Source organism: Marinobacter mobilis, assembly GCF_900106945.1.
GTDB lineage: Bacteria > Pseudomonadota > Gammaproteobacteria > Pseudomonadales > Oleiphilaceae > Marinobacter > Marinobacter mobilis.
Genome location: NZ_FNNE01000004.1, coordinates 180,013 through 205,693, shown reverse-complemented (window position 1 = coordinate 205,693; position 25,681 = coordinate 180,013). Strand labels below are relative to the sequence as shown.

At 56.9% G+C, this 25,681-nt stretch carries 22 protein-coding genes and 1 riboswitch; of the genes, 4 read left to right on the top strand and 18 right to left on the bottom strand.

From position 1 onward, the window contains the following. Positions 1-276 precede the first annotated feature (276 nt). Positions 277-1,404: a zinc-binding dehydrogenase gene (locus tag BLV11_RS07920; protein WP_091812429.1), complete on the top strand. Its 1,128-nt coding sequence runs from the start codon at positions 277-279 to the stop codon at positions 1,402-1,404. Between the two features lie 350 nt (positions 1,405-1,754). Here the strand turns inward: BLV11_RS07920 and BLV11_RS07915 are convergent, their stop codons facing one another. The 14 genes from BLV11_RS07915 to BLV11_RS07835 form a co-directional block, all read right to left on the bottom strand. Beyond that, positions 1,755-2,195, bottom strand: coding sequence for a hypothetical protein (locus BLV11_RS07915; RefSeq protein WP_091812428.1), 441 nt, complete (start codon positions 2,193-2,195; stop codon positions 1,755-1,757). Positions 2,196-2,520: 325 nt separating this feature from the next. Then, the gene (locus tag BLV11_RS07910; RefSeq protein ID WP_091812427.1) at positions 2,521-3,744 is read right to left on the bottom strand and encodes a DUF7151 family protein; all 1,224 of its coding nucleotides are present in this window, start codon (positions 3,742-3,744) and stop codon (positions 2,521-2,523) included. A gap of 740 nt (positions 3,745-4,484) precedes the next feature. After that, positions 4,485-4,868 (bottom strand): hypothetical protein, encoded by a 384-nt coding sequence (locus BLV11_RS07905; RefSeq protein WP_091812426.1) that lies wholly within the window; start codon positions 4,866-4,868, stop codon positions 4,485-4,487. Between the two features lie 831 nt (positions 4,869-5,699). Beyond that, the gene (locus tag BLV11_RS07895; protein WP_091812424.1) at positions 5,700-5,960 is read right to left on the bottom strand and encodes a hypothetical protein; all 261 of its coding nucleotides are present in this window, start codon (positions 5,958-5,960) and stop codon (positions 5,700-5,702) included. 94 nt (positions 5,961-6,054) lie between these two features. Beyond that, positions 6,055-6,447, bottom strand: a complete 393-nt coding sequence (locus BLV11_RS07890; protein WP_091812423.1) for a VOC family protein — start codon at positions 6,445-6,447, stop codon at positions 6,055-6,057. Positions 6,448-6,600: 153 nt separating this feature from the next. Next, on the bottom strand, positions 6,601-7,023 hold the full coding sequence (locus tag BLV11_RS07885; protein WP_091812422.1) for an MAPEG family protein: 423 nt from the start codon (positions 7,021-7,023) through the stop codon (positions 6,601-6,603). 222 nt (positions 7,024-7,245) lie between these two features. After that, positions 7,246-7,548, bottom strand: a complete 303-nt coding sequence (locus BLV11_RS07875) for a type II toxin-antitoxin system RelE/ParE family toxin (RefSeq protein WP_091812421.1) — start codon at positions 7,546-7,548, stop codon at positions 7,246-7,248. After that, a complete protein-coding gene (locus tag BLV11_RS07870) occupies positions 7,536-7,793 on the bottom strand; it encodes a type II toxin-antitoxin system Phd/YefM family antitoxin (protein WP_091812420.1) in 258 nt (85 codons plus the stop codon). Before BLV11_RS07870 ends, BLV11_RS07875 begins: the two co-directional genes overlap by 13 nt. A 135-nt stretch (positions 7,794-7,928) precedes the next feature. Further along, positions 7,929-8,222 carry a type II toxin-antitoxin system RelE/ParE family toxin gene (locus BLV11_RS07865; protein ID WP_091812419.1) on the bottom strand — a complete coding sequence of 98 codons (294 nt, stop codon included), beginning with the start codon at positions 8,220-8,222 and terminating at the stop codon, positions 7,929-7,931. Next, entirely contained in the window at positions 8,219-8,443 is a 225-nt protein-coding gene (locus BLV11_RS07860; protein WP_091812418.1) for an addiction module protein, read from the bottom strand. The genes BLV11_RS07865 and BLV11_RS07860 overlap by 4 nt, the downstream gene beginning before the upstream one ends. Before the next feature lie 136 nt (positions 8,444-8,579). Continuing rightward, positions 8,580-9,110 (bottom strand): phospholipase D-like domain-containing protein, encoded by a 531-nt coding sequence (locus BLV11_RS07855; RefSeq protein WP_217634551.1) that lies wholly within the window; start codon positions 9,108-9,110, stop codon positions 8,580-8,582. Further along, positions 9,107-9,679: a hypothetical protein gene (locus tag BLV11_RS07850; RefSeq protein ID WP_091812417.1), complete on the bottom strand. Its 573-nt coding sequence runs from the start codon at positions 9,677-9,679 to the stop codon at positions 9,107-9,109. Before BLV11_RS07850 ends, BLV11_RS07855 begins: the two co-directional genes overlap by 4 nt. A 399-nt stretch (positions 9,680-10,078) precedes the next feature. Then, entirely contained in the window at positions 10,079-11,140 is a 1,062-nt protein-coding gene (locus BLV11_RS07840) for a ribonucleotide-diphosphate reductase subunit beta (RefSeq protein ID WP_091812416.1), read from the bottom strand. 140 nt (positions 11,141-11,280) lie between these two features. Next, positions 11,281-14,040, bottom strand: a complete 2,760-nt coding sequence (locus tag BLV11_RS07835; RefSeq protein WP_091812415.1) for a ribonucleoside-diphosphate reductase subunit alpha — start codon at positions 14,038-14,040, stop codon at positions 11,281-11,283. Between the two features lie 164 nt (positions 14,041-14,204). Continuing rightward, positions 14,205-14,419: riboswitch (cobalamin riboswitch) on the bottom strand. Positions 14,420-14,547: 128 nt separating this feature from the next. On the opposite strand from BLV11_RS07835, the gene BLV11_RS07830 reads away from it, so the two are divergent. After that, positions 14,548-15,288: a DUF3047 domain-containing protein gene (locus tag BLV11_RS07830; protein ID WP_091812414.1), complete on the top strand. Its 741-nt coding sequence runs from the start codon at positions 14,548-14,550 to the stop codon at positions 15,286-15,288. On the opposite strand, the gene BLV11_RS07825 is transcribed toward BLV11_RS07830, so the two are convergent. From BLV11_RS07825 to nhaB, 4 genes are all read right to left on the bottom strand, one after another. After that, the gene (locus BLV11_RS07825) at positions 15,282-16,064 is read right to left on the bottom strand and encodes a substrate-binding periplasmic protein (RefSeq protein WP_175528307.1); all 783 of its coding nucleotides are present in this window, start codon (positions 16,062-16,064) and stop codon (positions 15,282-15,284) included. The genes BLV11_RS07830 and BLV11_RS07825 overlap by 7 nt on opposite strands. Before the next feature lie 233 nt (positions 16,065-16,297). Further along, positions 16,298-17,149, bottom strand: coding sequence for a universal stress protein (locus BLV11_RS07820; RefSeq protein ID WP_091812412.1), 852 nt, complete (start codon positions 17,147-17,149; stop codon positions 16,298-16,300). 54 nt (positions 17,150-17,203) lie between these two features. After that, positions 17,204-18,691, bottom strand: coding sequence for a SulP family inorganic anion transporter (locus tag BLV11_RS07815; RefSeq protein ID WP_091812411.1), 1,488 nt, complete (start codon positions 18,689-18,691; stop codon positions 17,204-17,206). A gap of 91 nt (positions 18,692-18,782) precedes the next feature. Further along, positions 18,783-20,288 (bottom strand): sodium/proton antiporter NhaB, encoded by a 1,506-nt coding sequence (gene nhaB, locus BLV11_RS07810; protein WP_091812410.1) that lies wholly within the window; start codon positions 20,286-20,288, stop codon positions 18,783-18,785. Positions 20,289-20,610: 322 nt separating this feature from the next. On the opposite strand from nhaB, the gene BLV11_RS07805 reads away from it, so the two are divergent. Then, complete coding sequence (locus BLV11_RS07805) at positions 20,611-21,510, top strand: diguanylate cyclase (protein WP_217634550.1); 900 nt, start codon at positions 20,611-20,613, stop codon at positions 21,508-21,510. Positions 21,511-21,576: 66 nt separating this feature from the next. Next, positions 21,577-25,650, top strand: coding sequence for a response regulator (locus tag BLV11_RS07800; RefSeq protein WP_091812408.1), 4,074 nt, complete (start codon positions 21,577-21,579; stop codon positions 25,648-25,650). The last annotated feature ends 31 nt before the right edge of the window (positions 25,651-25,681 follow it).

The window sequence follows — 25,681 nt, the reverse complement described above, 5'->3', positions numbered from 1 at the left end:
TGAGATTGGAGGCCCCTGAATCTATGCTTTGACCTGTGAGGCGACGACCTGCCGGGCGACGTCCTCTTGATGGAAGGGTTAGGCGGTTTCGCGGACGATGGCCTGCCGTTCTCAGGGGCACTGACCGGATAAGTCAGCTACTCTAAACCCAGTGATCACCACGATCAGACAGCACACCGACACGGATCACACAGGCGCTACGGGCTTGCCCCGCCTTTCATGTGGTAACACCGGTTAGCAACGTACCAGACCACTTAACTTTCGCAGGAGAAAAAAGTGTCAGATACCAACATCGAGCTTACTTCAACCATTAGCGAAGACAACAGGCTTGAGCTTGCACTGCACGAGATCGAGATCCCGCAGCCGGGCGAAAACCAAGTGGTCATCCGCATCGAAGCCGCCCCAATCAACCCGTCTGACCTGGGCGTGATGTTCAGCGCGGCCGATATGACGACTGCCAGCCAATCCGGTAGTGCCGATCGTCCGGTCATCAGTGCCGATGTCCCGGCCAGGTTCATGAGCGCTGTTAAGAAGCGGGTTGGCAAGCCTGTACCCGTCGGCAACGAAGGCGCCGGAACAGTCGTTGCTGCTGGCTCATCAGCCGCCGCGCAAAGCCTGATGGGCAAAACCGTTGCGGTCGTTGGCGGTGGTAGCTACCGCAAATATCTCTGCGCCAATGTTCAAAGCTGTCTGGAACTGGAGCCAGGTACGACGGCCGCCGAAGGCGCTTCAAGCTTTGTTAATCCGCTGACGGCATTGGCCATGGTAGAAACCATGCGAGCAGAAGGCCACAAAGCTATCGTTCACGCGGCCGCCGCCTCTAACCTCGGACAAATGCTCAACCGCATCTGCATCGCCGACGGCATCGACCTGGTCAATATCGTCCGCAAGCCGGAACAGGAAACATTGCTGCGTGATATGGGCGCCAAATATGTGGTCAACTCCAGTAGCGACAGCTTTATGGCAGACCTGACCGAAGCCCTTATTGAAACCGGCGCTACCATCGCCTTCGACCCTATCGGTGGCGGCAGATTGGCCAGTGATATTCTCACCTGCATGGAAGTCGCGGTCTCTCGCAACATGACGGAATACAGCGTGTATGGATCCGACATCTACAAGCAGGTGTATATCTATGGCGGCCTTGATCGCGGCCCAATCACGCTGAACCGCACGTTTGGGTTTGCCTGGGGTGTGAGCGGCTTTTTATTGTTTAATGTATTAGGAAAACTGGGCAAGGAAACCCACCACGCCATGCGCCAACGCATAGCCGCCGAGATCAAGACCACGTTCGCCAGTCACTACACTCACGAAGTATCCCTGGCCGGTGCGTTACAACTGGATGCGATCTCGGTTTACGGTAAACAGGCGACCGGAGAGAAGTTCCTGATCAAACCACAGAGCTAACGTTTAGGGTCGGGCGGCAAGGCCATTCCAGGGCGCTGGAGTCAGGCCGGTTCTTCTCGATAAAGGCACGAATCACTGCCGGTGATTCGCCAGTCCAACGGCCCGAAGCTTGAACGTCAGGGTATAACGGTCATGGATGACCCCATTCCCGCTTCGGTCAGGACATGGCCTTTCTCAGGATCGTCCGGTGACGACCCGTAGTCCAGATCCGGGCTCATGATACGTTTGAGCCGAGCGTACATCTGTGATTGCTTGCTAGTTAACGCCGCAATAAGCTGCCGGAGCAAAGTGGCGGTTTTTTTGCCCCGCAAAAAAAGTGACAGTTTGCGGAGGTCCGCTTGATTGCCTTGTTAGGCATTTTTGCTTGCTCTGAATGTAGGAATTAGCGCTAGATAAGCGCCAGCCATTTTTACATTATTTTTACTAATTAAATTATTGAACAATATAATGGCCTCTTGCCTATTTTGACCAGACCAAAACTCGAAGCTAGGAATTGTAATTGTTTTAGATGAAGAAATTACCTTTAAGTTTCCACCTCCAATTGCTAGCTTCTCTATTTCGGACCACTCCATTTTATATTCACCAAATGGATATTTAGCAACCAAACATTGATTAGACATTTTAATTTTGGCGCAGAATAAATATAGGTAAAGTACTGGTAGCCCAAATATTAATGTAAGTATCAGAGCTATCATAATTTCACCATCTTTGGCTGCGAGAAAAACTAAGGGAAAAATGAATAGTGCTAACCCAATTGCTAACCATCGAATTCTTCCAGTTTGAAACTCCATAGTTTAAATTGCCTTATTGCCTAACAGCAATTAGACCGCGTTCCGCGATATTGCGAAAAAGCCGATTCCAGATAACTCCGGATCAAAGCGACTCCAGAAAATCGGTAAGTCCCCGATAAACAGTAGGTTAGCCTACCCGAAGCAATCGCTCCATGTAATATCTCGGATTCTTCTTTTTACTCAGCCAATACTAGTGCCCCCTTCCACGGCCCAGTATCGACGAACCACCGCTCCTGGTAGATCTCATCCTTTAAATAAATCAGTCCCGGTTTTCCACATAAAAAAGCCCCGCAATCGCGGGGCTTTTGACATCCCGCCATGCGGGTTACTGAAGCGACAGTGGCGGCGTTATGGTTGCCGGCAAACCGATAGAGGTGGCAGACATAAGAGTAGCAGCCCACATATCTTCTGAACCGGTTAGTTCAGTACAATTCCCCGCCTCCCAGAAGCTTTCATAACTGAGAGACTGATTGGCAATCGAGCCTGTGCCATTGGGCACCATGAACTGCCCTTCCTTTCCCGCCCAAAACGCACTCTTCGCAGGAATACTTACATTGGGAGTACCATCAATATAGATATGGGCGTCGCCCGTACAACCAGCGGCAGAGTAAACGGTGAACTTGTCCAGGAAGCTTCCATCCCAAGCAATGTTGAGCAGATAATTGTAAGGATCCGGCGTACGCAGAGTGATCTCAGTCAGGGTCGCGCCCAACACGGAACCGAGCACCGCACCGTTACTGTCCACCAACTGGGATCCGCCGCCCCCCTGATCGCCGTTACACACATGATGGGTGTAATCCACCTCACCGCTCTCCAGCACGGCGTTGCTGGCGGTACCGCCACCGTCACCGTTATCCAGACCAGAGGTAACGGTCACACCGCCATACGGGCAGTCGGTTATGGATGGTGTATCCTGCTTGACCAAGGTGGTCTGGCCATCAGAACCGCTGGCACCGTCCGTGCCACTGCAGATATAACCCGTGGAATCGATTTCCCCGGTTTGCAGGGTGCCATCACGGGCAGTACCGGAGTTGTCGCCGTTATCCAGACCAATATCCAGACGCTGGCCGCCGTCCGGGCAGCTTGCCGGTGCTGCTGCAGTTAATGTGGTGAGTACTGTAAAGCCATCAACACCGTGACACACATAGCTCGTCGTATCGACTTCGCCAGCCTCGAGCAGACTATTACCCGCAGTGCCGCCGCCATCACCATTATCCAGACCGGTATCCACGCGGTAGCCGCCAGCCTCGCAATTGCCTCCGGCCAGCTCCGCCGTCAGATTGACCAGGGCGTTGGTGCCATTCGCACCGTCCTCACCATTACAGACAACCTTGGTTTCGGTGATTTCATCATCGGAGAGCTCGCCATCCCCATTGGAATCAAAGCCCATCCCGAACTCAACACCACCGTTGGCGCAGACCGGCCCCGGCGCCAGATCAAGGACGCGCGTGTGCGCACCATCCTGTCCATCATCGCCGTCACAGCCCACCGCCGTCAGCCCAAATATGGCAATCAATGAAGCCATCCCTGCTTTCGATACGTAATTCATATCCCAACTTTCCTGTGTAATTGATCTTGTGGTGTCAGTCAGTAAGCACGCCAGCCTAAGTCAGCAGTGCACAAATGACTACAAGAGCTTTTTATCACTTTCGGGTTTTATGTCATTTTCGGATTTTTTATCACTTCCGGCTTTTCTCTTAAGAACTGATCATTCGGCACCGACAGAACGCCGCGGCCAGTAATACGCCGTTAGTAACGAAGGGCATGGAAAGCCGCCGATCTGGGGCGGCAGCGGGAAATCAGTCGGCTTGATTCACTGGCTATCTGAGTTCAGATAACCCAGTAATCTCACAATTTCTTGCCGTTCTTTATATGGCTTGAGCGCACCGGGCAACTTCGACAACCAATGAAGATGCTGACGGCCTTTTCCCAGCCAGGATCGTTCCGTTAAGGAACGGGTTGTTGGTAAATGTCTTTGGGACAGAACATCGATGCAGTGCTCCAGCTCCGCCGTGCTTGAAAAGGAGAGCTCATACCCTTTGACCTCAACCTTATAGACACGATAACCCTTTCCGATGTCAGGCGCCGGGAGAGGAGGGTCAAACTGAGTCGCGCCAGACCAATACTCACAATCCAACGGTCGGTGGACCACAACACTTACCGGGCTGGGGCAATATTCCTGTACGTATTCAACCCAATATTTGGACATTCAGTTGCCCCTGGCTTCTTACACATAACGCCAAGCTAAGCAGCCGTGCGGCGGCCGCAGCCCACGTACGGATGCGCCTTTTATGCATTTTCCAGCTTTTCGGCCGCTTCCTGGGGTGTCAGCTCCTTCCCCAGCCAGATCTCAACTTTATGAGCACCCGTGCCAAGAGCGATTTCCCGTAGAATTTTTTCTTCCACCTCAGATAAGCCACCCTCGATCATCTCAAGGGGATGCATAAGTATTTCTGGGCTCTTCTTTAAAAACTGCTTCGGCAACACTTTCTTAATGCCATCGGATAAATGGCGTTCAGCTAAGCGAAACTCCCCTATCAGAAGCCTTGATGTACTGAAGGGTTCTGCAGGTGAAACAACTTCAACAGCAAGATCACCTGAAACCTTCATGATCTCAAACCGGTTGCGCGTGATCTTCACGTAGAGCTTTTCTGTGAACAGTTTCTTAATCAACGTCGTATCCTACGCATAACGCAAAAACCAAACGGCGCGTCTCACGCGTCCGCCTCCGTGACTTGTTGAAAGGCTAGCAGCCTCCACCCCCGTCGCCCCCGCCGCCCCCGCCGCCACAGGAGTCACCACCACCAAAAAAACCACCGGTGCCGACGCCACCGGCGTCACCGGATGACGAAGAGGGGTGCTTAATGATTTTGCCAGCGAGCCACACCAGACATGCTATCAGCACGAAAGCAAAGGCCAGGGGAGCAACAGCGCTTTGTAAGACGGTATCCCCCTCCAAATCAATCGCATGCCACAAGCCAAATAACATCGCTGTATAGATTAGAAACCACTTCATACTTCTCCCCCTGGAATCCGTTTCCTGTCACTTTCAACGCTTTGCGCAGCGGCGAGTTAAATGAGTCCAGCCCAGGTTCTTTGTGGGTGGTACTCACCCAAGTTTCCCGCACCTAGCCCAATGCTCCTCGGTTACGATAGTGAGAGGGATACCCTTGTCTCTATACTCCACGGCTTTTTGCGATTTTGCGCCCGTAACCGCAATACCACCGAGAGCTTCAGTTGCCTGAAAACACGCCTTTCTGGTGCCAAAGGCACATGTGCCATGTGAATAGGAACGAATTGCCTTCGCAACTCTAGTTCGGGAGCGGGTTCATCAACAGGCAACGTTGACGTTTTTGCCAGCTCTCCAATTTCTGATGATTCGCCACGAATCTTGTTTAGTTGCTTAGCAGTTCAACGGATTCGTCTTGATCGAGAATTCCATCCTCCAACATGGCTGACACCTGCCTTTTTTGTTTTATGCCTAGCGCTGAGCTGAGCGGCTTGTTAACCCACCTCGTTACTCTGTTTTTTACCGAAAATTTTGGCTAATGCGGCGACTGCAATCATTATGAAAAAATAGTATTGCCCGGAAGCCGCAGCGACCTTGGTATCACCGGAGAGCGAACTGGCAATCAAAAGACCAAATACGATCGAACCGATCTGTGCTGAACCTCGCCAGTATTTATTCTTAATTCGACCGCTCAGAAAGTATGCAATCGTGGAGAGAACGGCTCCAATGGCAGCGATGATAACTGGTGACGTCATAACTTCTCCTTGTTTATGCATAACGCCATGCGAAGCGGCCGGTTTCGAGGCGCAACCGCGCGGGAAAGCGGTCCGCTTACGCTACTGGTTATGGTTATACGGTTTCATCATAGTTGGAAATTTCCAACAGGTTCCCGTCGGGGTCCCTGAAGTAGATGGAGGTAATTGGGCCTTTGGCCCCTGTTCGTGAAACAGGCCCCTCCAATACGTTTACATCTAATTGCTTGAGGTGTTGAAGCACATCCCGAATGGGAACTGATGCCACGAAACACAAATCACTTGAACCAGGTACGGGAATCTTCGCGTGCGGCTCAAACTCCTGACCATAGTGATGCAGGTTTATCTTTTGAGCACCGAACTCCAGTGCCTTTCGGCCACCACCAAATGTGACGATTTTCATGCCCAATATCTTGGAATAAAAGGCACAACTCACGTCTATGTCAGCGACCGTCAGAACGATGTGGTCAATCGAATCTATGATGCTCAAATTGTCTGCTTCCTTGCGTTTCCCGGTGCTCGATTCTAACGGGAAGTGCCGTATTCTCGATCGATCTTCTTTCCGTATAGCGCTTTGGTTTAGGCGCGCCCTGCCAAGGGCGTCCGGTGTGGGACGAAGGCCGGAACGCACTGCAACTATTTGTTAGGGAAGTGCCGCGAGAATCTGAATGGTCATGACGAACATGCAAACTACCCCAACGGCATACGCCACTGTTCGCCACGGCTGAATCCCGCACAGATAAAAGAAAGTATGGAGATAGCGTGCTGCCGTGAAGACGAGGAAAAGCCAAACTGCCATACCTGAGGCTGCACCGACCCAAACGTAGGCAATTCCCAGCGCGAGAAAAATGGGAATGTTCTCAAGGTCATTCAACCAAGCGCGAGCCGCTCTCTGAACCTGGGGTAACTCCTCCTTGGCGGGCTCGCGCCCGACGAAGGCAGCATCCTCAGGAGTCTTGAAGGTGCCCTTTCCGATTCGATGGAACCCCTGATAGAGGGAGATAGCAAACATTTTGAAGAACAGCAGCACTGAAGCTACCGCGTACCAATACTCTGCCTGATCCATGGTGTTTCCTCACTCCCTAACGCTTAAAAAAGCGGCAGCCCGACAGGGGCGTCCGGTGGAGGCCGCAGACCGGAACGAACTTGATTGACTGGTTACAAAGCAAGAGCCCCCGGTTACCCCCGCGGCTCTGGTGAAAACTGATGCTCGATGACCTCATAGTGCTGCACTGAAAGGGCAGGCTCAAGCTCATAAACGTCATCTTCCGGGTACAAACGCGCCTGGTTAGCTGCTTCCAAGCATGTACGCTCGAAGCTGCCGCTCCTCTCGCATGACATAGAGGATGAGAACCCGCTTCTCATCCTCACGATAAAAAATACGACACGGTGGAACCACTACCTCCCTGTATACCGAATTGGGGAGTTCGGGAGGAATCCGCCCGGATTGAGGAAAGTTTTCCAAGCGCTCGGTCTTATCGAAAACCTGTTGGACCAGATCGCTTGCGGCAGCAGGATTGTCTAGAGCAATGTACTCAGCGATGGCATCCAGTTCTTGAAGGGCGGGCTCTGTCCAGATTACTTCAGCCATTTACTCATTTTCTCCCTGGCCTCACTTTGGCTGTACGTTCTTCCCTCAAGTACAGCTCGCTCTCCTCGTGAGAGCCCCTCAAGCAGCTCAAGTCGGCGCTGCATAAACTCGTAATCCTGCACATCAACAAGATAAGCCGATGGCTGGCCATGTTCCGTAATCAGTACCGGCTCTTTAGACACGTGCAGATCTGCCAAGATTTTTGTGGCTTGGCGCTTAAGGTTTGTAACAAGCTCAACTTTCATGGGCTCACCCTGATCCAAATTGATAGTGATACTATAGTATCACTTTGCGGGTGAGGCAATCACAGCTAACGCCCGGCTCACGCGCCGGTTTGAAGCCGCGAAGTGGCGGAAAATCGGTCGCTGAGCAGCCGATTGTTAAAGCCTGCCCAGCCAATAGTGCGGACGCCGCCGTTCATGGGCAACAGCCAGAATCTGGAAGCCATCAGGCCTCTCTCGATAAACGATAGATAGGGGAAATCTGTGAAGGGACGCTCTACGAATATCAGGAGGCAATTCGACTTGCCAGGCTTTTGGTGACTCGCCAACTAAATTGGCCAGGGCCTCAAATTCCTCTATGAAGGCACCACCCAATCCCGGAACTTCTGATTCGTAATAACCAACTGACTCCAGGAACTCGGCTTCCGCTGCCGGGTGAAAAAAATAGTTCATTTGATCAGTGCTCTGGCCTTCCTCATGACATCTTCACCAGACACAGCCTGAACAGTGCCATTGTCGAGCTCTTCGCCTCTACGTCGGGCCTCAAGCAACCAATCGGATTTGAGCTCCTCTTCTGACGGAGACTCCAGGCTCAGAACCAGTCGCTGGATCAATTGCGCTCGCTCTTCTTTGGGCAGATGGAGCGCCTCATCTTCAATTTTCTGGAGATTCATGGACAAAACCTCTCGTTCACGTATCGCCCAATTTTGACACGGATGGGTATCAGGTGCCACGACTCGGATTTCCCGCTGTAACACCAAAACGAAGCGGCGCGCCCCGCGCGTCCGCCTTGCGTGATTGGTTAGAGCCTTATTGTAGTTGGCTCACCAAATCATCGAGGTAACTCTTAATCTCTTCATGAAAATCATGTTCGACCGTGCCTGATATCTTAAGGCTAGCTTCGTCACTAGACACCAGGCCGCCCTCCGTGATGTTCGCTGATCCGACGATAGCAATGAACCTCTTTCCGGTACGGAAATAGTAGACTTTTGAGTGTAATGTTCTGGCATCTTTCTTCGTCATAAAGTGCCGGACGCATGGCCACTTTTTGATCAGATTTGCGGCACGTTTATGTGTGTGAGCAGCATTGGAAATAATTGATACTGAGAAATTCTTGTTAACGGCCTTTCGTATAGAAGGCTCCAGATGCCTCACACCCTCAACCTTCAACCAGCCAGAACAGAGAATTGATTCCTCAGAACTCTCTACCAACGAGGAAAGTAAACGCCGATGGTCCTGATTTTCAGTATTTAAACTTAGCTCAATGGTCATAAATAGCTCTAACGCTAAGCGAAGCGGCGGCTGAAAGCCGTCCGCCTTGCGCGCCTGGTTAAGTCTCAAAGCGTAGAATCAATTTTATCCACATAATCGGTGCATTTTTTGAACACGTTTTCAACTTCATCCCAAAATTCTTCATTCAAGACTATTTTCTGGTGGCCACCCGAGAAATAGCTGAGTAAAACGCCACCTTTTGTATCGAATTTCAGAGTTCCATGGGCGAAAGCATTTCGCCAAGTCATGATTTTTTTGAGGAAACCCTGAAGCTTGCTCGACTCTTTACCTTTTAATACCCCGGTTTCTTTGATGATCGTGCTAATAAGGCTCTTTTTAAACGAAAACTGAAAAGATGAGGATTGCAATACTTCATTTACAAACACATTTCGGCGACTTGTCGGATAGTTCGTTTTTCCAAAAAAGAAGTCCGTAATCGTATCTTCGAGCTTTTTTTCTAGGCAAACCGTAGACCAGATGATATGCATTCCGTTCTCTCTTGCACTATCAAGCATAGAGATTTCATCGGAGCCTATTGCCCCCAAATGAACCTCTCCATTTTCATCGGCCTCTGTACTACCATCCAACGGAATAGATATAGAAACGGTATTAGTGGCGGGTAAAGAAATTTTTCTCATTTAAATGACCTAACAGCAATTAGACCGCGTTCCGCGATATTGCGAAAAAGCCGATTCTAGATAACTCCGCATTTCACACATCCCGGCACAGGCTTAAGTTTCCGATTAAACAACAGCTTAGCCCAATATTCGGCGGACCACTATGTAATCGCTTGACTTCCACATTTTACGCACCCAATACTACTGTATATAAATACAGCCAATCTTGGAGAGCCAACATGGACGGCCATCAGGTACAGCAACCGCGCTTACGGGATCAGTTTCGAGCGGTTTTTCCCGTCAACCGGTACAGGAGTTACTTGGCCACGCCGATCTGCGCACCACCCAGATCTACACCCATGTGTTGGGCCAGGGTTTCGCCGGAGTGCGCAGCCCCTTGAGTTGACGGTCAGTAAGCGCTTACCACTCCAGCGACGCCCCGGTCTGGTACTCGATCACCCGGGTCTCGAAGAAGTTCTTCTCCTTGCGCATGGTGGCCTGCTCGTCCAGCCAGGGTGAGACGTTCCTGGCGCCGGGGAACGGTTCTTCCAGGCCGACGGTGCGGGCGCGGCGGTTGGCGACGAAGCGGAACTGCTCGCTGTGGTACTCGGCGGAGTAACCGAGGATCGGATCACGCAGGATATAGTCGGCGTAGGCCTGCTCGGCGGCTTCGGATTCGTCCCACATCTCGCGCACGGCGTTCGGGTCGAGCGTGATGTTTTCCTCTTCCAGGATCTGGTTCACCACCTTCAGCCCAAACGAGAAGTGCATCGCTTCGTCCCGCAGGATGTACTGCAACTGCTCACCGGTGCCCCGCATCAGGCCCCGCCGCTGCAGGGCGAAGATGGGGCTGAAACCGTTGTAGAACCAGCAGCCTTCAAACACCGCCGCGAAGAACAGGTAGGACATGATGAACTCCTGCAGGTCGTCTGGGTTGCGCAGGTTCATGTCGGACCGCATGGCGGCGTCGAGGCGGCGATTGGCCACCTGGATTTTCTGGTTGATCTGGGGCACCACGCGGTAGCGGTTGTAGATTTCGCTCTGGTCAAGGTTGAGGGTCTCGATGCAGTGCTGGTAGGTCCAGGTGTGCAGGGCTTCCTCGTACACCTGGCGGGCCTGGTAGATCTGCAGTTCCGGCGCACTCATTTTCTCCATCACCGCCAGGCCGATGTTACGCATGGCGAGGATATCGGAGGTGGTGAGGTAGGCCAGCACGTTCTCGTAAACGTGCTTCTCCGACGGGGTCAGCCGGTGGTGATAGTCGTGGACGTCCTGGGCCATGTTGATGTCCAGGGGGGTCCAGTGGTTCTTGTTGGCGTTCATGAAGTACTCCCAGGCCCAGGGGTACTTGAACGGTGCCAGCTGGTTGATGTCGGTTTCCCCGTTGATCACGCGCTTGTCGTCAACGTTGACCGGTCGCGGGCCTTCCGGATTGCTGGTTTGGGGTTGTTTGGGGGTGGCGTCGTCGTCCCAATCGAGCATGGTGGTGTCCTCGGCTCGTGGCGGGGACAGATGTCACATCTGTCCCCTGGTGAATACGGAGTTGGGGACAGGTTTCAACCTGTCCCCGGAATCTTGCGTAAGGGGACAGACTTGCATTCTGTCCCCAATCAGGCCGGGCCTTACTGGCACGCCTCACAGTCCGGATTGTCGATGGAGCACACCTGCGGCGCCGGGGCGGCCTGTACCGGGGCACTCTTTTCGGCACCGGTAGCGCCCAGGGAGCGCAGGTAGTAGGTGGTTTTCAGGCCGCGCTCCCAGGCCAGCTGGTAGAGGGCATCCAGCTTCTTGCCGGAGGGTTCGGCCATGTACAGGTTGAGGCTCTGGGCCTGATCGAGCCACTTCTGGCGACGGGCCCCAGCCTCTACCAGCCAGCGGGCATCCATCTCAAAGGCGGTGGCGTAGCGGGCCTTGATCTCGGCGGGAATCCGTTCGATCTGCTGCACGGAACCGTCGAAGTATTTGAGGTCGTTGACCATGACGTTGTCCCACAGCCCTTCGGCTTTCAGTTCCGCCACCAGCGACGGGTTAACCACCGTGAACTCACCGGAGAGGTTCGATTTCACAAACAGGTTCTGGTACGCCGGCTCAATCGACTGAGACACGCCGACAATGTTGGAGATGGTGGCCGTGGGGGCGATGGCCATGACGTTGGAGTTACGCATGCCGTGCTTCGCCACCAGCTCCCGCACCGGGGTCCAGTCCAGCCTGGCCTCGGTGTTGACGCTGAGGTCACCGTCCTGGCGGGCGTCCGCCAGGAGCTGGATGGAGTCGATGGGCAGGATGCCCTGATCCCACAGCGAGCCTTCGTACGTCGGGTAGGCACCGCGCTCAGCCGCCAGCTCGGCGGAGGCGCGAATGGCGAAGTAGCTGATCTGCTCCATGGCGAGGTCGGCAAATTCCACCGCTTCCGGGCTGGAGTAGGCCAGTTTGAGCTGGTACAGGGCATCCTGGAAACCCATCAGGCCCATGCCGACCGGGCGATGGCGCAGGTTGGATTCGCGGGCCTGGGGAACGGCGTAGAAGTTGATGTCGATGACGTTATCGAGCATGCGCACCGCCGTGTTCACGGTGCGCTCCAGCCGCTGTACATCGAGTTCACCGCCGTTGATGTGGGCAGCCAGGTTCACCGAACCCAGGTTACAGACGGCGATTTCCTCAGCGCTGGTGTTGAGGGTGATCTCTGTGCAGAGGTTGGAGGAATGCACCACACCCACGTGCTGCTGGGGCGAGCGCAGATTGCAGGGGTCCTTGAAGGTAATCCAGGGATGGCCGGTCTCGAACAGCACGGTCAGCATCTTGCGCCACAGCTGCTTGGCAGGGACGGTCTTGTGCAGCGGCAGCTCGCCACGGGCGGCCCTGGCCTCGTATTCCTCGTAGCGGGTGCGGAAGTCGTTGCCGTACAGGTCGTGCAGGTCGGGTACGTCGCTGGGGGAAAACAGGGTCCAGTCCTGGTCCCGGCGCATGCGCTCGATCAGCAGGTCAGGCACCCAGTTCGCGGTGTTCATGTCGTGGGTGCGGCGGCGCTCATCGCCGGTGTTCTTGCGCAGTTCGAGGAATTCCTCAATGTCCAGGTGCCAGCTTTCCAGGTAGGCGCACACCGCGCCCTTACGCTTGCCCCCCTGGTTGACGGCGACCGCGGTGTCGTTAACGACCTTGAGGAACGGCACCACGCCCTGACTGTTGCCGTTGGTGCCCTTGATGTGGGAACCCAGTGCCCGCACCGGGGTCCAGTCGTTACCCAGGCCCCCCGCCCATTTCGACAGCAGGGCGTTGTCGCGGATCGCGCCGTAGATCTCTTCCAGGTCGTCGCCCACGGTGGTGAGGTAGCAGGACGACAGCTGGGAGTGGCGGGTGCCGCTGTTGAACAGGGTCGGCGTCGATGCCATGTAGTCGAACGACGACAGCAGGTTGTAGAACTCGATGGCACGGGCGTTGGGGTCGTCTTCCCGCAGGGCCAGGCCCATGGCGACGCGCATGAAGAAAACCTGGGGCAGTTCGAGGCGCGCACCCTGCCAGTGCAGGAAGTAACGGTCGTACAGGGTCTGCAGGCCGAGGAAGCCAAACTGGCCGTCACGCTCCGGTTTCAGGGCAGCGCCCAGGCGTTCAAGATCAAAGGCCGCCAGCGCCTCATCCAGCAGTTCGTAGCGAATACCGGCGTGAACGAACGCGGTCAGGGCCTGGGGATAAACGCTGGGCAGGGATGCCTGCAGCGGCAGTGCCAGTGCCCCGGCGGCCTCCATCCGTAACTGCTCCAGCAGCAAGCGGGCGGTGACCTGGCTGTAACCCGGCTCCTGCTCGATGCGGCCACGGGCGGTCATCACCAGCGCAGACAGAACATCAGCCTCAGGGATGCCGTCGTAGAGCCCTTTCAGGGCTTCGTTCACCACCGCGGCGGCGTCAACACCGTCCACACCTCCGCAGGCCTGTTCCACCTGGAACTTCATCAGCCCCAGATCCAGCGGGGCCACCTGACCGTTACGCTGTTTCACCGTCAAGCTGGGGTGGGCTTCCACCGGCGCGGCGCGGCTGGCCCGCTCCTGAGCGTGGGCTTCCCGGTACAGTACGTAGGCCCGCGCGACCTTCTGTTCTTCGGCCCGCATCAACGCCAGTTCCACCTGATCCTGGATGTCTTCGATATGCACCTTGCCCCCCGCCTTGAGGCGCCGGCTGATGGCCTGCACCACTTGCTCTGTTACCCGTGCCACGCTGTCGTGAATGCGGGCGGAGCCGGAAACCTGATCCCCTTCGACAGCAAGAAAAGCCTTGGTAACGGCGACGGTGATCTTGGCCGGGTCAAAACTGACCAGGGTGCCGTTGCGTTTGATGACCTGCAGGGATGAAGCCGGAGATTGAGGTTCGGCCAGAGCAGCGGTGGACATGTGGTGTCTCCTGAATACGCGTAAGTGATCAAGACCATCGCGTAAACAGGCGAGAAGCAGAAACGGTGGCGGGGGCAGCCACCGTGCTGGGGACAGATGCCAGATCTGTCCCCCAAGGCGCAACCCCCTGCTGAATCCTGTCCTGCTCACCTGTAACGCGAAGGTGCAGTTAAATAGCCTTGGCAGGTCTTCGGACTCAGGGGTTCGGTTCGTTTTCAGAACCACCTCGCTTGGCGACTTCCCAACCGTGTCCGGTCAGTGTCTGGTGCCTGGCACCGTGCCTCGCTCGTTCCCCAATACCGCTGCGCGTCAGTTCCGGAGTCTCACCGGATTCCCGATACCGCAGCAACCGGCGGTGATTGTGGCGAATTGTTCGCCACATTGATCACCCTGCGATCACTACATCTGGTATATAACCAAGGTTTTCGACACTATATACACCGAAGAGAGCATCAACAAGGCACTTTTTTAACGACCGGCGGTCTCTATCCCCATCAAGGAGGGTGTATGACATCAAAACGTTTCCGGTATTCCTGTGCGCTGACGGCAGCACTGGCAGCTTTTGCGCTCACTGGCGTTGCTGACAGCCTGGCGCCCAAGCCATTTTCCGCGCTGACCAGCCTGAATGACGGCTGGGAACCCCTGGAGTTTCCCAAGATCGACCGCCACAGTGAGTACCGTCTGGTCACTGAAGACGATACCCAGGTGGTCATGGCACAGGCAGACAACAGTGCTTCCGGGCTGATTGCCCGTCTGTCAGTCACCCCGGGGGAACAGCTGTTACTGCGCTGGCGCTGGAAAGTGTCGAATGTGTATGAGGGTGGGAACGCCCGCGAGAAAGCCGGCGATGACTACCCGGCGCGAATCTACGTCGCCTTTGAATTTGAGGAGGAGCAAGCCGGTTTCTTCGAGCGCCTCAAGCGGGGCACGGTGAAAGCGCTGTTTGGCGAGGAACTGCCGGGCAATGCGCTCAACTATATCTGGGCCAACCAGCTGCCAGAGGGTGAATTTGTGGCCAACCCCTACGCCGAGGAAACGGTGATGGTCGCGGTCAACAGCGGCGCCGACATGGCGGGCCTGTGGATGACGGTGGAACGGGATATTGTCGCCGATTACCGGCGCGCCTTTGGCCAGGCTCCCCCCGCGATTGTCGGGATCGGCATCATGTCGGATGCCGACAACACCGGCGAAGCCGCCACCGCCTGGTACGGTGATATCGAACTGCTGTCCCCTGCCGCGGTTCAGTGATCCAGCGGCAGTCCCGGCAGCACATAATGCTGGCTGCGGTCCTGTTCGGCGGCCACGTCGCCCCTCGCCACCAGCCGCCGGTAAGCCTGGTCAAAGGCATCTCGCAGGGCGCTGCTGTTGGGGTTCTGGCGGGTAAACAGCCAGGAGGTATAACGGGTGCGGACCGGTTGTTCCCGAACCTCGTCAAAGGCTTCCTGTCTGAGGGTTTCACGTACCGGGAACTGGTAATCCAGCAGGTAATGGCCCCGGTTGCGCTCCAGCATCCTGAGTGCGGCGAGATGGTTGGGGGCGAAGGTCAGGCTGACATTGTCGAGTGCTTCAAGCTGGTATAGCAGGCCGCCGTAGGTGTACCCGGAGATCAGGATCAGGATGCGGTCCTGAAAGCTCTCGTAGCGGGTGACCGGGGACGTGTCAGGCATCGACCAGACCGACAGCGTGGCAGCAAGCGGGCTGACCTCGCTTTCCAGCACATAGCCTTCGAGGGCGGGAATTCCCGTCAGTCCCATCCACATGTCCACCACACCACTGCGCAGATAGAAGTAGGTTCGGCTGATCGGCAGGTAGATAAACTTCAGGTCGAGGCCGGCTTCCTCGGCCACTTTGCGGGTCAGATCAACAAACTCACCCGCGGGCTGGCCCGCATCGTCCATGTACTCCAGCGGAGGGAATTCGACGTAGGCCACGGTCAGCTCCGGGCGGGGCGATGCCACCATCGACAAGCCGCTCCCCGGCGCAGCCTGGCCCGGGCTGAGAATCGCCAGAAGGGTGCACAGCACAAGAAGCTGCGTCCAGAGCCTGCCACCCGAGTTCTCGTCTCGCGCCCATGGGCTCTGACGGCCGGGCCTGTGCTGCCAACGTCCTTTTTCCCGGGCTTCGTTCATCCTGAAGATCACGCATTACCCCGTTTATCATTGTTATGGTGCAATGAGGAAAGAGTAACAGATCAGGTCTGCAAAGCATCCAACCAGGTCATGTTTGGCGCACAAAGGCACACCGCGTCTACCCGCTGTCAGCGCAGGATGATCAGTGGCGTCGCCGACGTCTTGAGCATGTGGGTGGTGGTGCTGCCCACCAGGAACTGGCGGATGCGGGAATGGCCATAGGCCCCCATGATCAGCAGGTCGATGCCCTGCTCCTGCTGATATCGGTGCAGGGCCGTTTCGACATCGCCGGCGCAGATCTCCAGATGGATGTCCGAATCCAGCGCCGCCAGCGCCCGTTCGGCCTCCTTGAGCTGTTCATGACGATCGCCGGTGTCGGCGCCAATCATCACTACATGTACCGGAAGGCCTTTCAGGATGGGGCTCTGGGCCAGCATCTCCAGCGCCTTGAGGGTGGTCGGGCTGCCGTCAAAAGCGAACAGTGCGCTGCGCGGTTCGGTGAATTCATCCGGCACCAGCATCACCGGCCGGTGCACACTGCGAATAACGGTTTCGAGCTGGCTGCCGATGTGAATGTCGCGGTCGCTGCTGCTTTCGCCGTGCAGCCCCATCACCAGCAGGCGGGTGCTGTCCTCAATCGCCAGCAGGGAATCCGTGAGATCGCCGTGGCGCTGGCGCAGGTGGACATCGCTCACGCCCTGCTCCCGCACCCGCTGTTCGGCGGCTTCGAGCATGTGACGGCCCTGCTCCATGGCCACCCGGCTGCGGCGCTGGTCCAGCTCCGCCAGTTCCTGCAACAGGTGTTCGCGGCTGCCCAGACCGATGCTGCCAGCGAGGTCGGTCTCTGCCGGATAACGCTCCTGATCCAGCACGTGGAACAGTGTCAGCGGTGTCTCCAGCCGCTGGCAGGCCCACGCTGCGTAGTCGCACACGGCGGTGGCAGCCCGTGATCCGTCAATGCATCCAACCACTTGTCTCATGGAAACCTCGTTACCTGGCTTGTCCGTTTATTGTTATCGATTACCGGCCGCTTGTCAGTGCCCCATCAGCTGGTCCACGCCTTCGGGCTTGTCGTGTACCCCGAAACGGTCAACGATGGTGGCACTGGCTTCGTTCAGGCCGATAACCTCAACGTCGGCGCCCTCGCGGCGGAATTTGAGCACCGCCTTATCCAGCGCACCCACCGCCGTGATGTCCCAGAAGTGAGCCCGGCTCAGGTCTATGACAACACGATCCAGCGCTTCCTTGAAGTCAAAAGACGCAGTGAATTTTTCTGAGGAGCTGAAAAACACCTGCCCCACCACCCGATAGGTCCGGGTGCGGGTCCCTTCATCCAGCTCGGAGTTGATCAGCATGAAGTGGCCCACCTTGTTGGCGAAGAACATCGCCGCCAGCAACACCCCGGCGAAGACCCCGAAGGCCAGGTTGTGGGTGGCCACCACGACCACCACGGTGACGATCATCACGATGTTGGTGGACAGCGGGTGCTTGCGCAGGTTGACGAACGACTCCCAGCTGAAGGTACCGATGGACACCATGATCATCACCGCCACCAGCGCCGCCATGGGAATCTGCACCAACACCTCATCCAGCACCAGCACCATGATCAGCAGTACCACCCCGGCGGTCAGGGTGGACAGCCGCACCCGGCCACCGGATTTCACGTTGATGATGGACTGGCCGATCATCGCACAGCCGGCCATGCCACCGATCAGCCCGGCGCCGATGTTGGCAATGCCCTGGCCACGACACTCACGGTTACGATTGCTGGTGGTGTCGGTGAGATCGTCCACGATGGTGGCGGTCATCAGCGATTCCAGCAGGCCCACCACCGCCATGGAGGCGGAGTAAGGCAGGATGATCCACAGGGTGTCCAGGGTCATCGGTACGTCTGGCCACAGGAACACCGGCAGGGTGGTCGGCAGCTCACCCAGATCACCCACGGTACGGATGTCCAGGTTGGTCAGATAGGCAAACACGGTCAGCACGATGATGCACACCAGCGGCGACGGCAGCACCTTGCCCACCCCCGGCAACAGCGGGAACAGGTAGATGATGCCCAGGCCGGCAGCGGTCATGGCGTAGACATGCCAGGTGACGTCAGTCAGCTCCGGCAACTGGGCCATGAAAATCAGGATCGCGAGGGCGTTGACGAAACCGGTCACCACCGAGCGTGACACAAAGCGCATCAACTCCCCCAGTCGCAGGTACCCGGCGATGATCTGCAACACCCCGGTAAGCACGGTTGCCGCCAGCAGATACTGCAGGCCGTGATCTTTCACCAGCGTCACCATCAGCAGGGCCATGGCAGCGGTGGCGGCGGAGATCATGCCCGGACGACCGCCGACAAACGCGATGATCACCGCGATACAAAACGAGGCGTACAGGCCCACCTTGGGGTCGACACCGGCAATGGTGGAGAAGGCAATGGCTTCGGGAATCAGCGCCAGGGCCACCACAATGCCTGAGAGCAGGTCACCACGAATATTGGAGAACCACTCGTTTTTAAGGGTTTTCAGCATAACCAGTTCCGGGAATTTCTGGGGGACACAACGAACAATGCCCACCAGTGGTCATAGTTTAACCAGTGGCGGGCATTCAGAGGGCGGGATTTTAACTCAACTGGAGCACACTAAACAGGCCAACCGATCCCATTACCACGGTATAAGGCAGCGCCATGATGACCATGCGGCCGTAGGACAACCGCACCAGCGGCGCGACGGCGGAGGTCAGCAGGAACAGGAAGGCGGCCTGGCCATTGGGGGTGGCCACACTGGGCAGGTTGGTGCCGGTGTTGATGGCCACCGCCAGGGTGCGGAAGTGGTCTGCGCTGATTTCGCCGGCATCCAGCGCCGCCTTCACTTCACTGATGTACACCGTGGCCACGAAGACGTTGTCGCTGATCATCGACAACACCCCGTTGGCGATGAAGAACCAGCCCGGCTGCGACTCCTGGGGCAGGCTCAGCACCGCCTCGATGATCGGTTTGAACAGGTGCTGCTCGTGAATAATGGCCACGATGGCAAAGAACACCACCAGCAGCGAGGTAAACGGTAGTGATTCCTGGAAGGCCTTGCCGATCTGGTGCTCATCGGTCACCCCGGCAAAGGAGGTGATGAGGATGATCACCAGCAGGCCGATCAGCCCCACTTCAGCCAGGTGGAACGCCAGCCCGACCACCAGGATCACCGCTGCCAGCGCCTGGATCCACAGTGCGGCCTGATCGGCCTTGGTGCGTTTGGCCCGTTCATTGTCGGCGAACTCTTCCAGCACCTGACGGACCGGTTTGGGCAGGCGGGTGCCATAGCCAAACCAGCGCAGTTTCTCCAGCAGCCAGCAGGTGGCCAGCCCGGCCGCCAGCACCGGCAGGCTGACCGGCGCCATGGCCTGGAAGAAGCTGGCAAAATCCCAGCCGACGACCTTGGCGACCAGCAGGTTCTGGGGCTCACCCACCATGGTGGCCACGCCGCCGAGGGCGGTGCCGATGGCACCGTGCATCAGCAGGCTGCGCAGGAAGGCGCGAAAGTCTTCCAGATCTTCCCGGTGCAGCTCAATCACGTGATCATCACTCTGGGCGTTGTGATCCGCGTGATGGTAACCCTTGCCGGACGCCACCTTGTGGTAGACCGAGTAGAAACCCACCGCCACACTGATGATCACCGCGGTGACCGTCAGCGCATCGAGGAAGGCGGATAGCAGCGCCGCAGCCACACTGAACAGCAGCGACAGTGCGCTCTTGGACTTAACTCCTACCAGAATCTGGGTAAAGGTGACCAGCAGCAGGTCTTTCATGAAGTAGATGCCCGCCACCATGAACATCAGCAGCAGGATCACCGGAAAATTGTTGAGCACCTCGTGGTACACCGCGTCCGGCGAGGTCATGCCGATCAGCAGCGCTTCCACCGCCAGCAGACCGCCCGGCAGCAGCGGGTAACATTTCAGGGCCATGGCGAGGGTGAAGATGAATTCCGCCACCAGCAGCCAGCCGGCAACGCCGGGGCCGAAGGTCCAGACCACCAGCGGGTTGGCAATCAGGAACAGGATAATAATCTGCTTGTACCAGACGGGCGCGTTGCCCATGAAGTTGTGGGCGAAGCCGCCCATGACAGTCGATGGCATGGCTAGGTCACTTGAACAATGAGATCGTAGGGAGCCCGAAGGCGCGGGCATGGTAGCAGATTCGCTGTGCATTTTGTCGCCATCTCACGTCAAGTCACGCCAAAAGAACTAACAACTTCCACTTTCGTAGTGGAACTTCCGCGCTCAGGGTAGCGCATGGCCGGGATACTGCATTGATATTGGTCAACGGGCTTTCCGGGCCAGCAACCACCACGACTTTGTAAAAAGTTGGCAATACAGTGCAAAATTTCGATAAATTGAACCCTGAGCACCTTCCGGTATGGGTATTACGAGTGAGGTTAGAAATGAGGCAGAAAGTTTGGTGAGCGGTACTATCCTGGTAATCGATGACAGCCCGGAGCTGCTCTTGTCGATCGGCGCAACCCTGGAGACTACCTACGACGTTCATGTCGCCACCTCGGGCGAGGCCGGCCTGAAGCTGGCGAAAGAATTGCACCCGAGCCTGATTCTCCTGGACATCATAATGCCCGGCCTGAATGGCTTCGAGACCTGCCGGCGCTTGCGGCAAAATGAGGACACCAGGGACATTCCCGTCATCTTCCTGACTTCAAAGGACAACCAGGACGACGAGGTTCGCAGTTTTGAAGTGGGCGGCGTCGATTTCATCACCAAACCCTTCTCACCGGTTGTTCTCCGGGCCCGGGTCGATACCCATGTGCGTTTGAAAAAACAGGCCGATACCCTGAATTACCTGGCAATTCGTGACAGCCTGACCGGATTGTTTAACCGCCGTGAATTTGACGACCGCTTTGAGCGGGAATGCCGGGCCTGCCTGCGAGCCCACAAGCCGCTCTCGGTGATGATGATCGATATCGACTATTTCAAACACTACAACGATAGCTATGGCCACCAGAAGGGCGATAACTGCCTGCAAGCGGTGGCCGATACCATCAGCAAGCAGTTGCAGCGGGGCCGTGACCTGGTGGCACGGTATGGCGGCGAGGAGTTCGCCTGCCTGCTGCCAGAAGCCGACAGTGACAGTGCCAGGGTAGTGGCCGAGAAAATCCGTGCGGCCGTGGTGGCACTGGCCATTCCCCACCAGATGTCGCAGGTATCCGACACCGTCACGATCAGTATCGGTATTGCCAGCACCCACAACTGTGAAGGTCGCCGACAGGAGCTCTTGCAACAGGCGGATGCCAGCCTGTACCGTGCCAAGAATACCGGCCGGAACCGGGTGGCTTACCTGCTTGAACAGTGAGAGCCAGACGGTGGCCGCCCCACCTCTAACCACGTGTATGTCAAACCGGACAAACGAGCCCCAGCCATGATGAATGAACTGTCGCCGAAGTTCCTGCGCAGCTGGCTGACCTGGTTCAGCCTGACCCTGGCTGTTGTCACTGCCCTGATACTACCCTTAATACTGCAGTATGAAGACGAACGCCTGCTCGCCATCAAGGAGCAGGAAAGCGGCACGCTTATTCGGGCCGAGCAGCTGGTTAACTCGCTGTTCCAGGAGCGTCTCGGCGATATTCGCCTGCTGGCTGAGTCGCCAACGATCCGCCGCTTTCTCAATGACGGCAACGAAAGCGCACGCGCCGAATCCGCCTCGGTATTGAAGGCATTCTGCACAGCCTATGGCCAGTACGACCAGCTGCGGATTATTGGCCCCGACGGGCAGGAGCTGATCCGGGTCGACTATGACGAAGGGCAATGCCGGGAGGTGAGCAGGGCCGAGCTGCAAAACAAGTCTGACCGGTACTATTTTAAGGAAAGCCTGACTCTCGCGGCCGGTGAGGTTTTTGTTTCTCCGCTGGACCTCAATGTCGAGCAGGGCAAAGTCGAGGTCCCCCACAAACCCGTGATCCGTTTTGCAATGCCGGTGATTGACCCGACGGGTACGCTCCAAGCGGTCGTGGTCTCGAACTACCGGGCCCGGCACACCCTGGACCAGTTGTTTCCCCGCCAGGACACGGGGCAAGGCGCCGTCAGCGATAACGTCAGTTTTCTGCTTGATTACCAGGGCTATTACCTCAAGTCACCGGCCAGTACTGAGCGGGAGTTTGCGTTCATGTTCAACCGTGAACAGGACCGCTTCAGCCTCGACTATCCGGCGGTCTGGCAGGCCATCCAGAACAACGAAACCACGGTCAGCACCCGGCACGGCCTGTTCCTCATCAAACCCCTGCCGGTGCCAGTCTCCCTGCCCTCTGTCACTTCACCGGATGGCGACGATACCCCTGACCCGACCCATTGGTATGCGGTGCGCCTGGTTACTGACACCAGGCTGTTGCATGCGTCCATTCTGTATGGCAGGTACAACTGGCTGATAGGCGGAATCTACCTGCTGGCACTTGCCTACATCAGCCTGCTCTGGACAGCCTTCAAGCAGCGCAGGGATGAGATGATTTCGTCGGGCCAGATGGTCAAGGCCCTTTTCGATATGACCCCGGCAGGCATTATCTGTGTCGATGAAACAGGCCTTATTGTCACGGCCAACGCCCGAACCTGCCAAATGTTTGGCTACCAGCGTGACGAACTGCTCGGCCAGTCCGTCGATATCCTGGTACCCCAGAAGAATCGTCATGCCCATGTCGGTGCCAGGGCAAGCTACATGCGCCACCCCGATAACCGGGAAATGTCCATGCGCAGCGACCTGTGTGGGCAACGCAAGGACGGTTCAGAGTTTCCGGTCAACATCAGTCTCAGCCCAGCCGCCGGGAAACACGGCAATCTGGTGATCTGCAGCATTCTTGATGTTACCCGGCGCAAATCTGCCGAAGAGCAGCGCCAGCTCGCCCTCAACATGATCGAGAAATCCAACGACTGCTTCTACCATGTGGACCTGGACGATGGCATACGCCTGATCGATTTCAACGAAGCAACCCGGTCACACTTCGGCGCATCCCGGGAAACCATGACCGGCTGGCATCTGCCCGACTGGGCCCCCAACTGCAATGAGCAGAGTGTTCATCCCCTGATTGAACAGATCAAGGGTGCCGACCACATGCTGCTCGAGAGTACCCACCGCCTGGCAAACGGAAACATTGTGCCTGTTGAGGTATCGGTCAACCATTACACGGACGCCAACGGCAGGAATTTTGCCTACGGCTGGTTCCGGGATATCTCCGAGCGCCAGGAAGTCGCCCGTCTTCAGCAGGAGGCCCGAAACAGCGCGGAGGCGGCCAACCAGGCAAAAACAGATTTCATCGCCAATATCAGCCACGAAATCCGCACCCCGCTGAACAGTGTGATCGGCCTCACCGACATGCTCGAACGTCGGAAGGATATCAATGACGAGGTATGTCAGGAAATCGGCCGGATCAAAGTCGCCGGCAAACTGCTGCTCGCGCTCATCAACGATGTTCTGGATTACAGCAAGATCGAAGCCGGCGAGATCAACCTTGAAATGGCCCCGGTACAGCTCGAGGCGGTGCTCGCTGATATTGAGTCACTGATGAGGCCAATCGCCGAGCAGAAAGGCCTCGAACTGACATTCAGTGGACTTCCCGCTGAAGCCAGCGGCCATGTGATCGGTGATTCAACCCGGTTGCAACAGGTGTTCCTCAACCTGATCAGTAATGCCATCAAGTTTACCCGCAGTGGCCACGTCACACTGACCGTCGAGCTGGCCGAAAAGGCTACAGCCAGCGACGACGGTCAGCAGCAACAACGCCTGAGGTTTGTGGTTGAAGACACCGGCATCGGCATTCCGCCAGATGTCCTGCCGAGACTGTTCCGGCCATTCCAGCAGGCCGACAATTCGGTCACCCGGAACTTCGGTGGCACGGGCCTCGGCCTGGTCATTGTCAGGCAGCTGTGCGAAGAAATGGGGGGCAGTGTTACGGTGGCAAGCACACCGGGTAAAGGCAGCCGCTTTACCGTCGAGCTTCCTCTACGCATTGTCAGCGACCACGACATGCAGGAAGCGGGCTTCGGCAGACAACGGCTGCGGGTCCTGCTGGCCGACGACAACCCCGCCGACCGGGAAGTACTGGTCGCGATGTGCCAAAGCCTGGGCTGGCAGGTGGACAGCGTCGGGGGTGGCAAGGAGCTGCTGGCACGCTATAACGAACTGGAGCAGGCGGGCCAGCCTGTAGATTGTCTGATTATTGACTGGATGATGCCCGAGCTCGATGGCCTGAAAGCCCTTCAGCGGCTCCACCAGACTCACGCCCCCGAACAACTCCCGGGCTCGTTGATGATTACCGGGCACGAAGTGGAACGACTCCAACGCTCGCCCCTGTCAAACCTTCCAGATGCCATTCTGACCAAGCCCATCGACATGTCGGAGCTGTTCAACCAGGTCAACGCGGCGTTCCAGAACCACTTCAACGACGTCAACTACCTGCTCAGCAGTTCTGAAATAAACCAGGATCAGCTGGACTGGCTGCACGGAGTGCGGGTTCTGGTGGTGGACGACAGCCCCATGAACCTCTATGTCGTCACCCAAATGCTGACCAACGAGGGGGCTACCGTCAGCACCTGTGAGAATGGTGCCGAGGCATTGGCCTGGCTGCAAACAGCGGGGCACCATGTGGATCTCGTGCTGATGGACATCCAGATGCCAGTGATGGATGGCACTGCGGCGGTTCGCGAAATCCGTCGCATCGACGCCCTGAAACAGTTGCCGGTGGTCGCGTTGACTGCCTCGGCCATGGCCAGTGAACATCAGAAGGCTCTCCGTGCCGGTATGAACGACTACCTCACCAAACCGGTCGAGCGGGATCGCCTGGTTCACGCCGTCCGCCGCTATGTCGAAGCCAGCAGGGGCAAGCCGGTACCGGTTGTTACCAAGACAAACCGTCAGGATCCGGCCAGGACCTGGCCGTCGCTTGAGGGAATTGATGTCAACCAGGCCCGCGCTCAAGCAGGCAATGACGTTGCCATGTTCATGCGACTGCTTCGGCACTTCATCAACAACAACCGGGATCTTGAGCAACCCGCTTCCATGCCTTCCAATGAGCAGGCGCGTGACGACCTGCGGGCGCGGATCCACAAGTTTGTCGGTAGTGCCGGGGTGATTGGTGCCGATGCCGCCCGCAGGCTTGCCAGGAACATCGAAATGGATCTGTGCGACAACCGGCTTGAGCATATGCCCGGGCAACTGGCTGAACTTGCGGAACATTACCGCAGGCTGCAGCAAGCCATCACTCCGGTATTACAGCAATACGAGGAGGAACCGCAAGGTTCTGCCAGAGAGGTTCCGCCCCTGGCGCGGGAAACGTTGGCGGAGCTGCGTGAAGCCCTTGAGCGGAACCGGTTTGCAGCGGTGGAACTCTACCAGCAACTGGCACCTTCGTTACGTCAGCAGTTGCCGGCGGACCGCTTCAGGACACTGGATGAGGCCATGGCAAAGATGGACTTTGCCCGGGCCATCGAGCTGCTGCCTACCCGTTGAACGGGTTCGGGCAGCCCCGTTGTATGAGCCA

Bases quoted from the DNA above. Each gene is read 5' to 3' on its own strand.
- BLV11_RS07915 (WP_091812428.1), bottom strand. From the start codon at position 2,195: ATGGAGTTTCAAACTGGAAGAATTCGATGGTTAGCAATTGGGTTAGCA.
- BLV11_RS07910 (WP_091812427.1), bottom strand. From the start codon at position 3,744: ATGAATTACGTATCGAAAGCAGGGATGGCTTCATTGATTGCCATATTT.
- BLV11_RS07895 (WP_091812424.1), bottom strand. From the start codon at position 5,960: ATGACGTCACCAGTTATCATCGCTGCCATTGGAGCCGTTCTCTCCACG.
- BLV11_RS07885 (WP_091812422.1), bottom strand. From the start codon at position 7,023: ATGGATCAGGCAGAGTATTGGTACGCGGTAGCTTCAGTGCTGCTGTTC.
- BLV11_RS07875 (WP_091812421.1), bottom strand. From the start codon at position 7,548: ATGGCTGAAGTAATCTGGACAGAGCCCGCCCTTCAAGAACTGGATGCC.
- BLV11_RS07870 (WP_091812420.1), bottom strand. From the start codon at position 7,793: ATGAAAGTTGAGCTTGTTACAAACCTTAAGCGCCAAGCCACAAAAATC.
- BLV11_RS07865 (WP_091812419.1), bottom strand. From the start codon at position 8,222: ATGAACTATTTTTTTCACCCGGCAGCGGAAGCCGAGTTCCTGGAGTCA.
- BLV11_RS07860 (WP_091812418.1), bottom strand. From the start codon at position 8,443: ATGAATCTCCAGAAAATTGAAGATGAGGCGCTCCATCTGCCCAAAGAA.
- BLV11_RS07850 (WP_091812417.1), bottom strand. From the start codon at position 9,679: ATGAGAAAAATTTCTTTACCCGCCACTAATACCGTTTCTATATCTATT.
- BLV11_RS07840 (WP_091812416.1), bottom strand. From the start codon at position 11,140: ATGCTCGATTGGGACGACGACGCCACCCCCAAACAACCCCAAACCAGC.
- BLV11_RS07835 (WP_091812415.1), bottom strand. From the start codon at position 14,040: ATGTCCACCGCTGCTCTGGCCGAACCTCAATCTCCGGCTTCATCCCTG.
- BLV11_RS07830 (WP_091812414.1), top strand. From the start codon at position 14,548: ATGACATCAAAACGTTTCCGGTATTCCTGTGCGCTGACGGCAGCACTG.
- BLV11_RS07820 (WP_091812412.1), bottom strand. From the start codon at position 17,149: ATGAGACAAGTGGTTGGATGCATTGACGGATCACGGGCTGCCACCGCC.
- BLV11_RS07815 (WP_091812411.1), bottom strand. From the start codon at position 18,691: ATGCTGAAAACCCTTAAAAACGAGTGGTTCTCCAATATTCGTGGTGAC.
- nhaB (WP_091812410.1), bottom strand. From the start codon at position 20,288: ATGCCATCGACTGTCATGGGCGGCTTCGCCCACAACTTCATGGGCAAC.
- BLV11_RS07800 (WP_091812408.1), top strand. From the start codon at position 21,577: ATGATGAATGAACTGTCGCCGAAGTTCCTGCGCAGCTGGCTGACCTGG.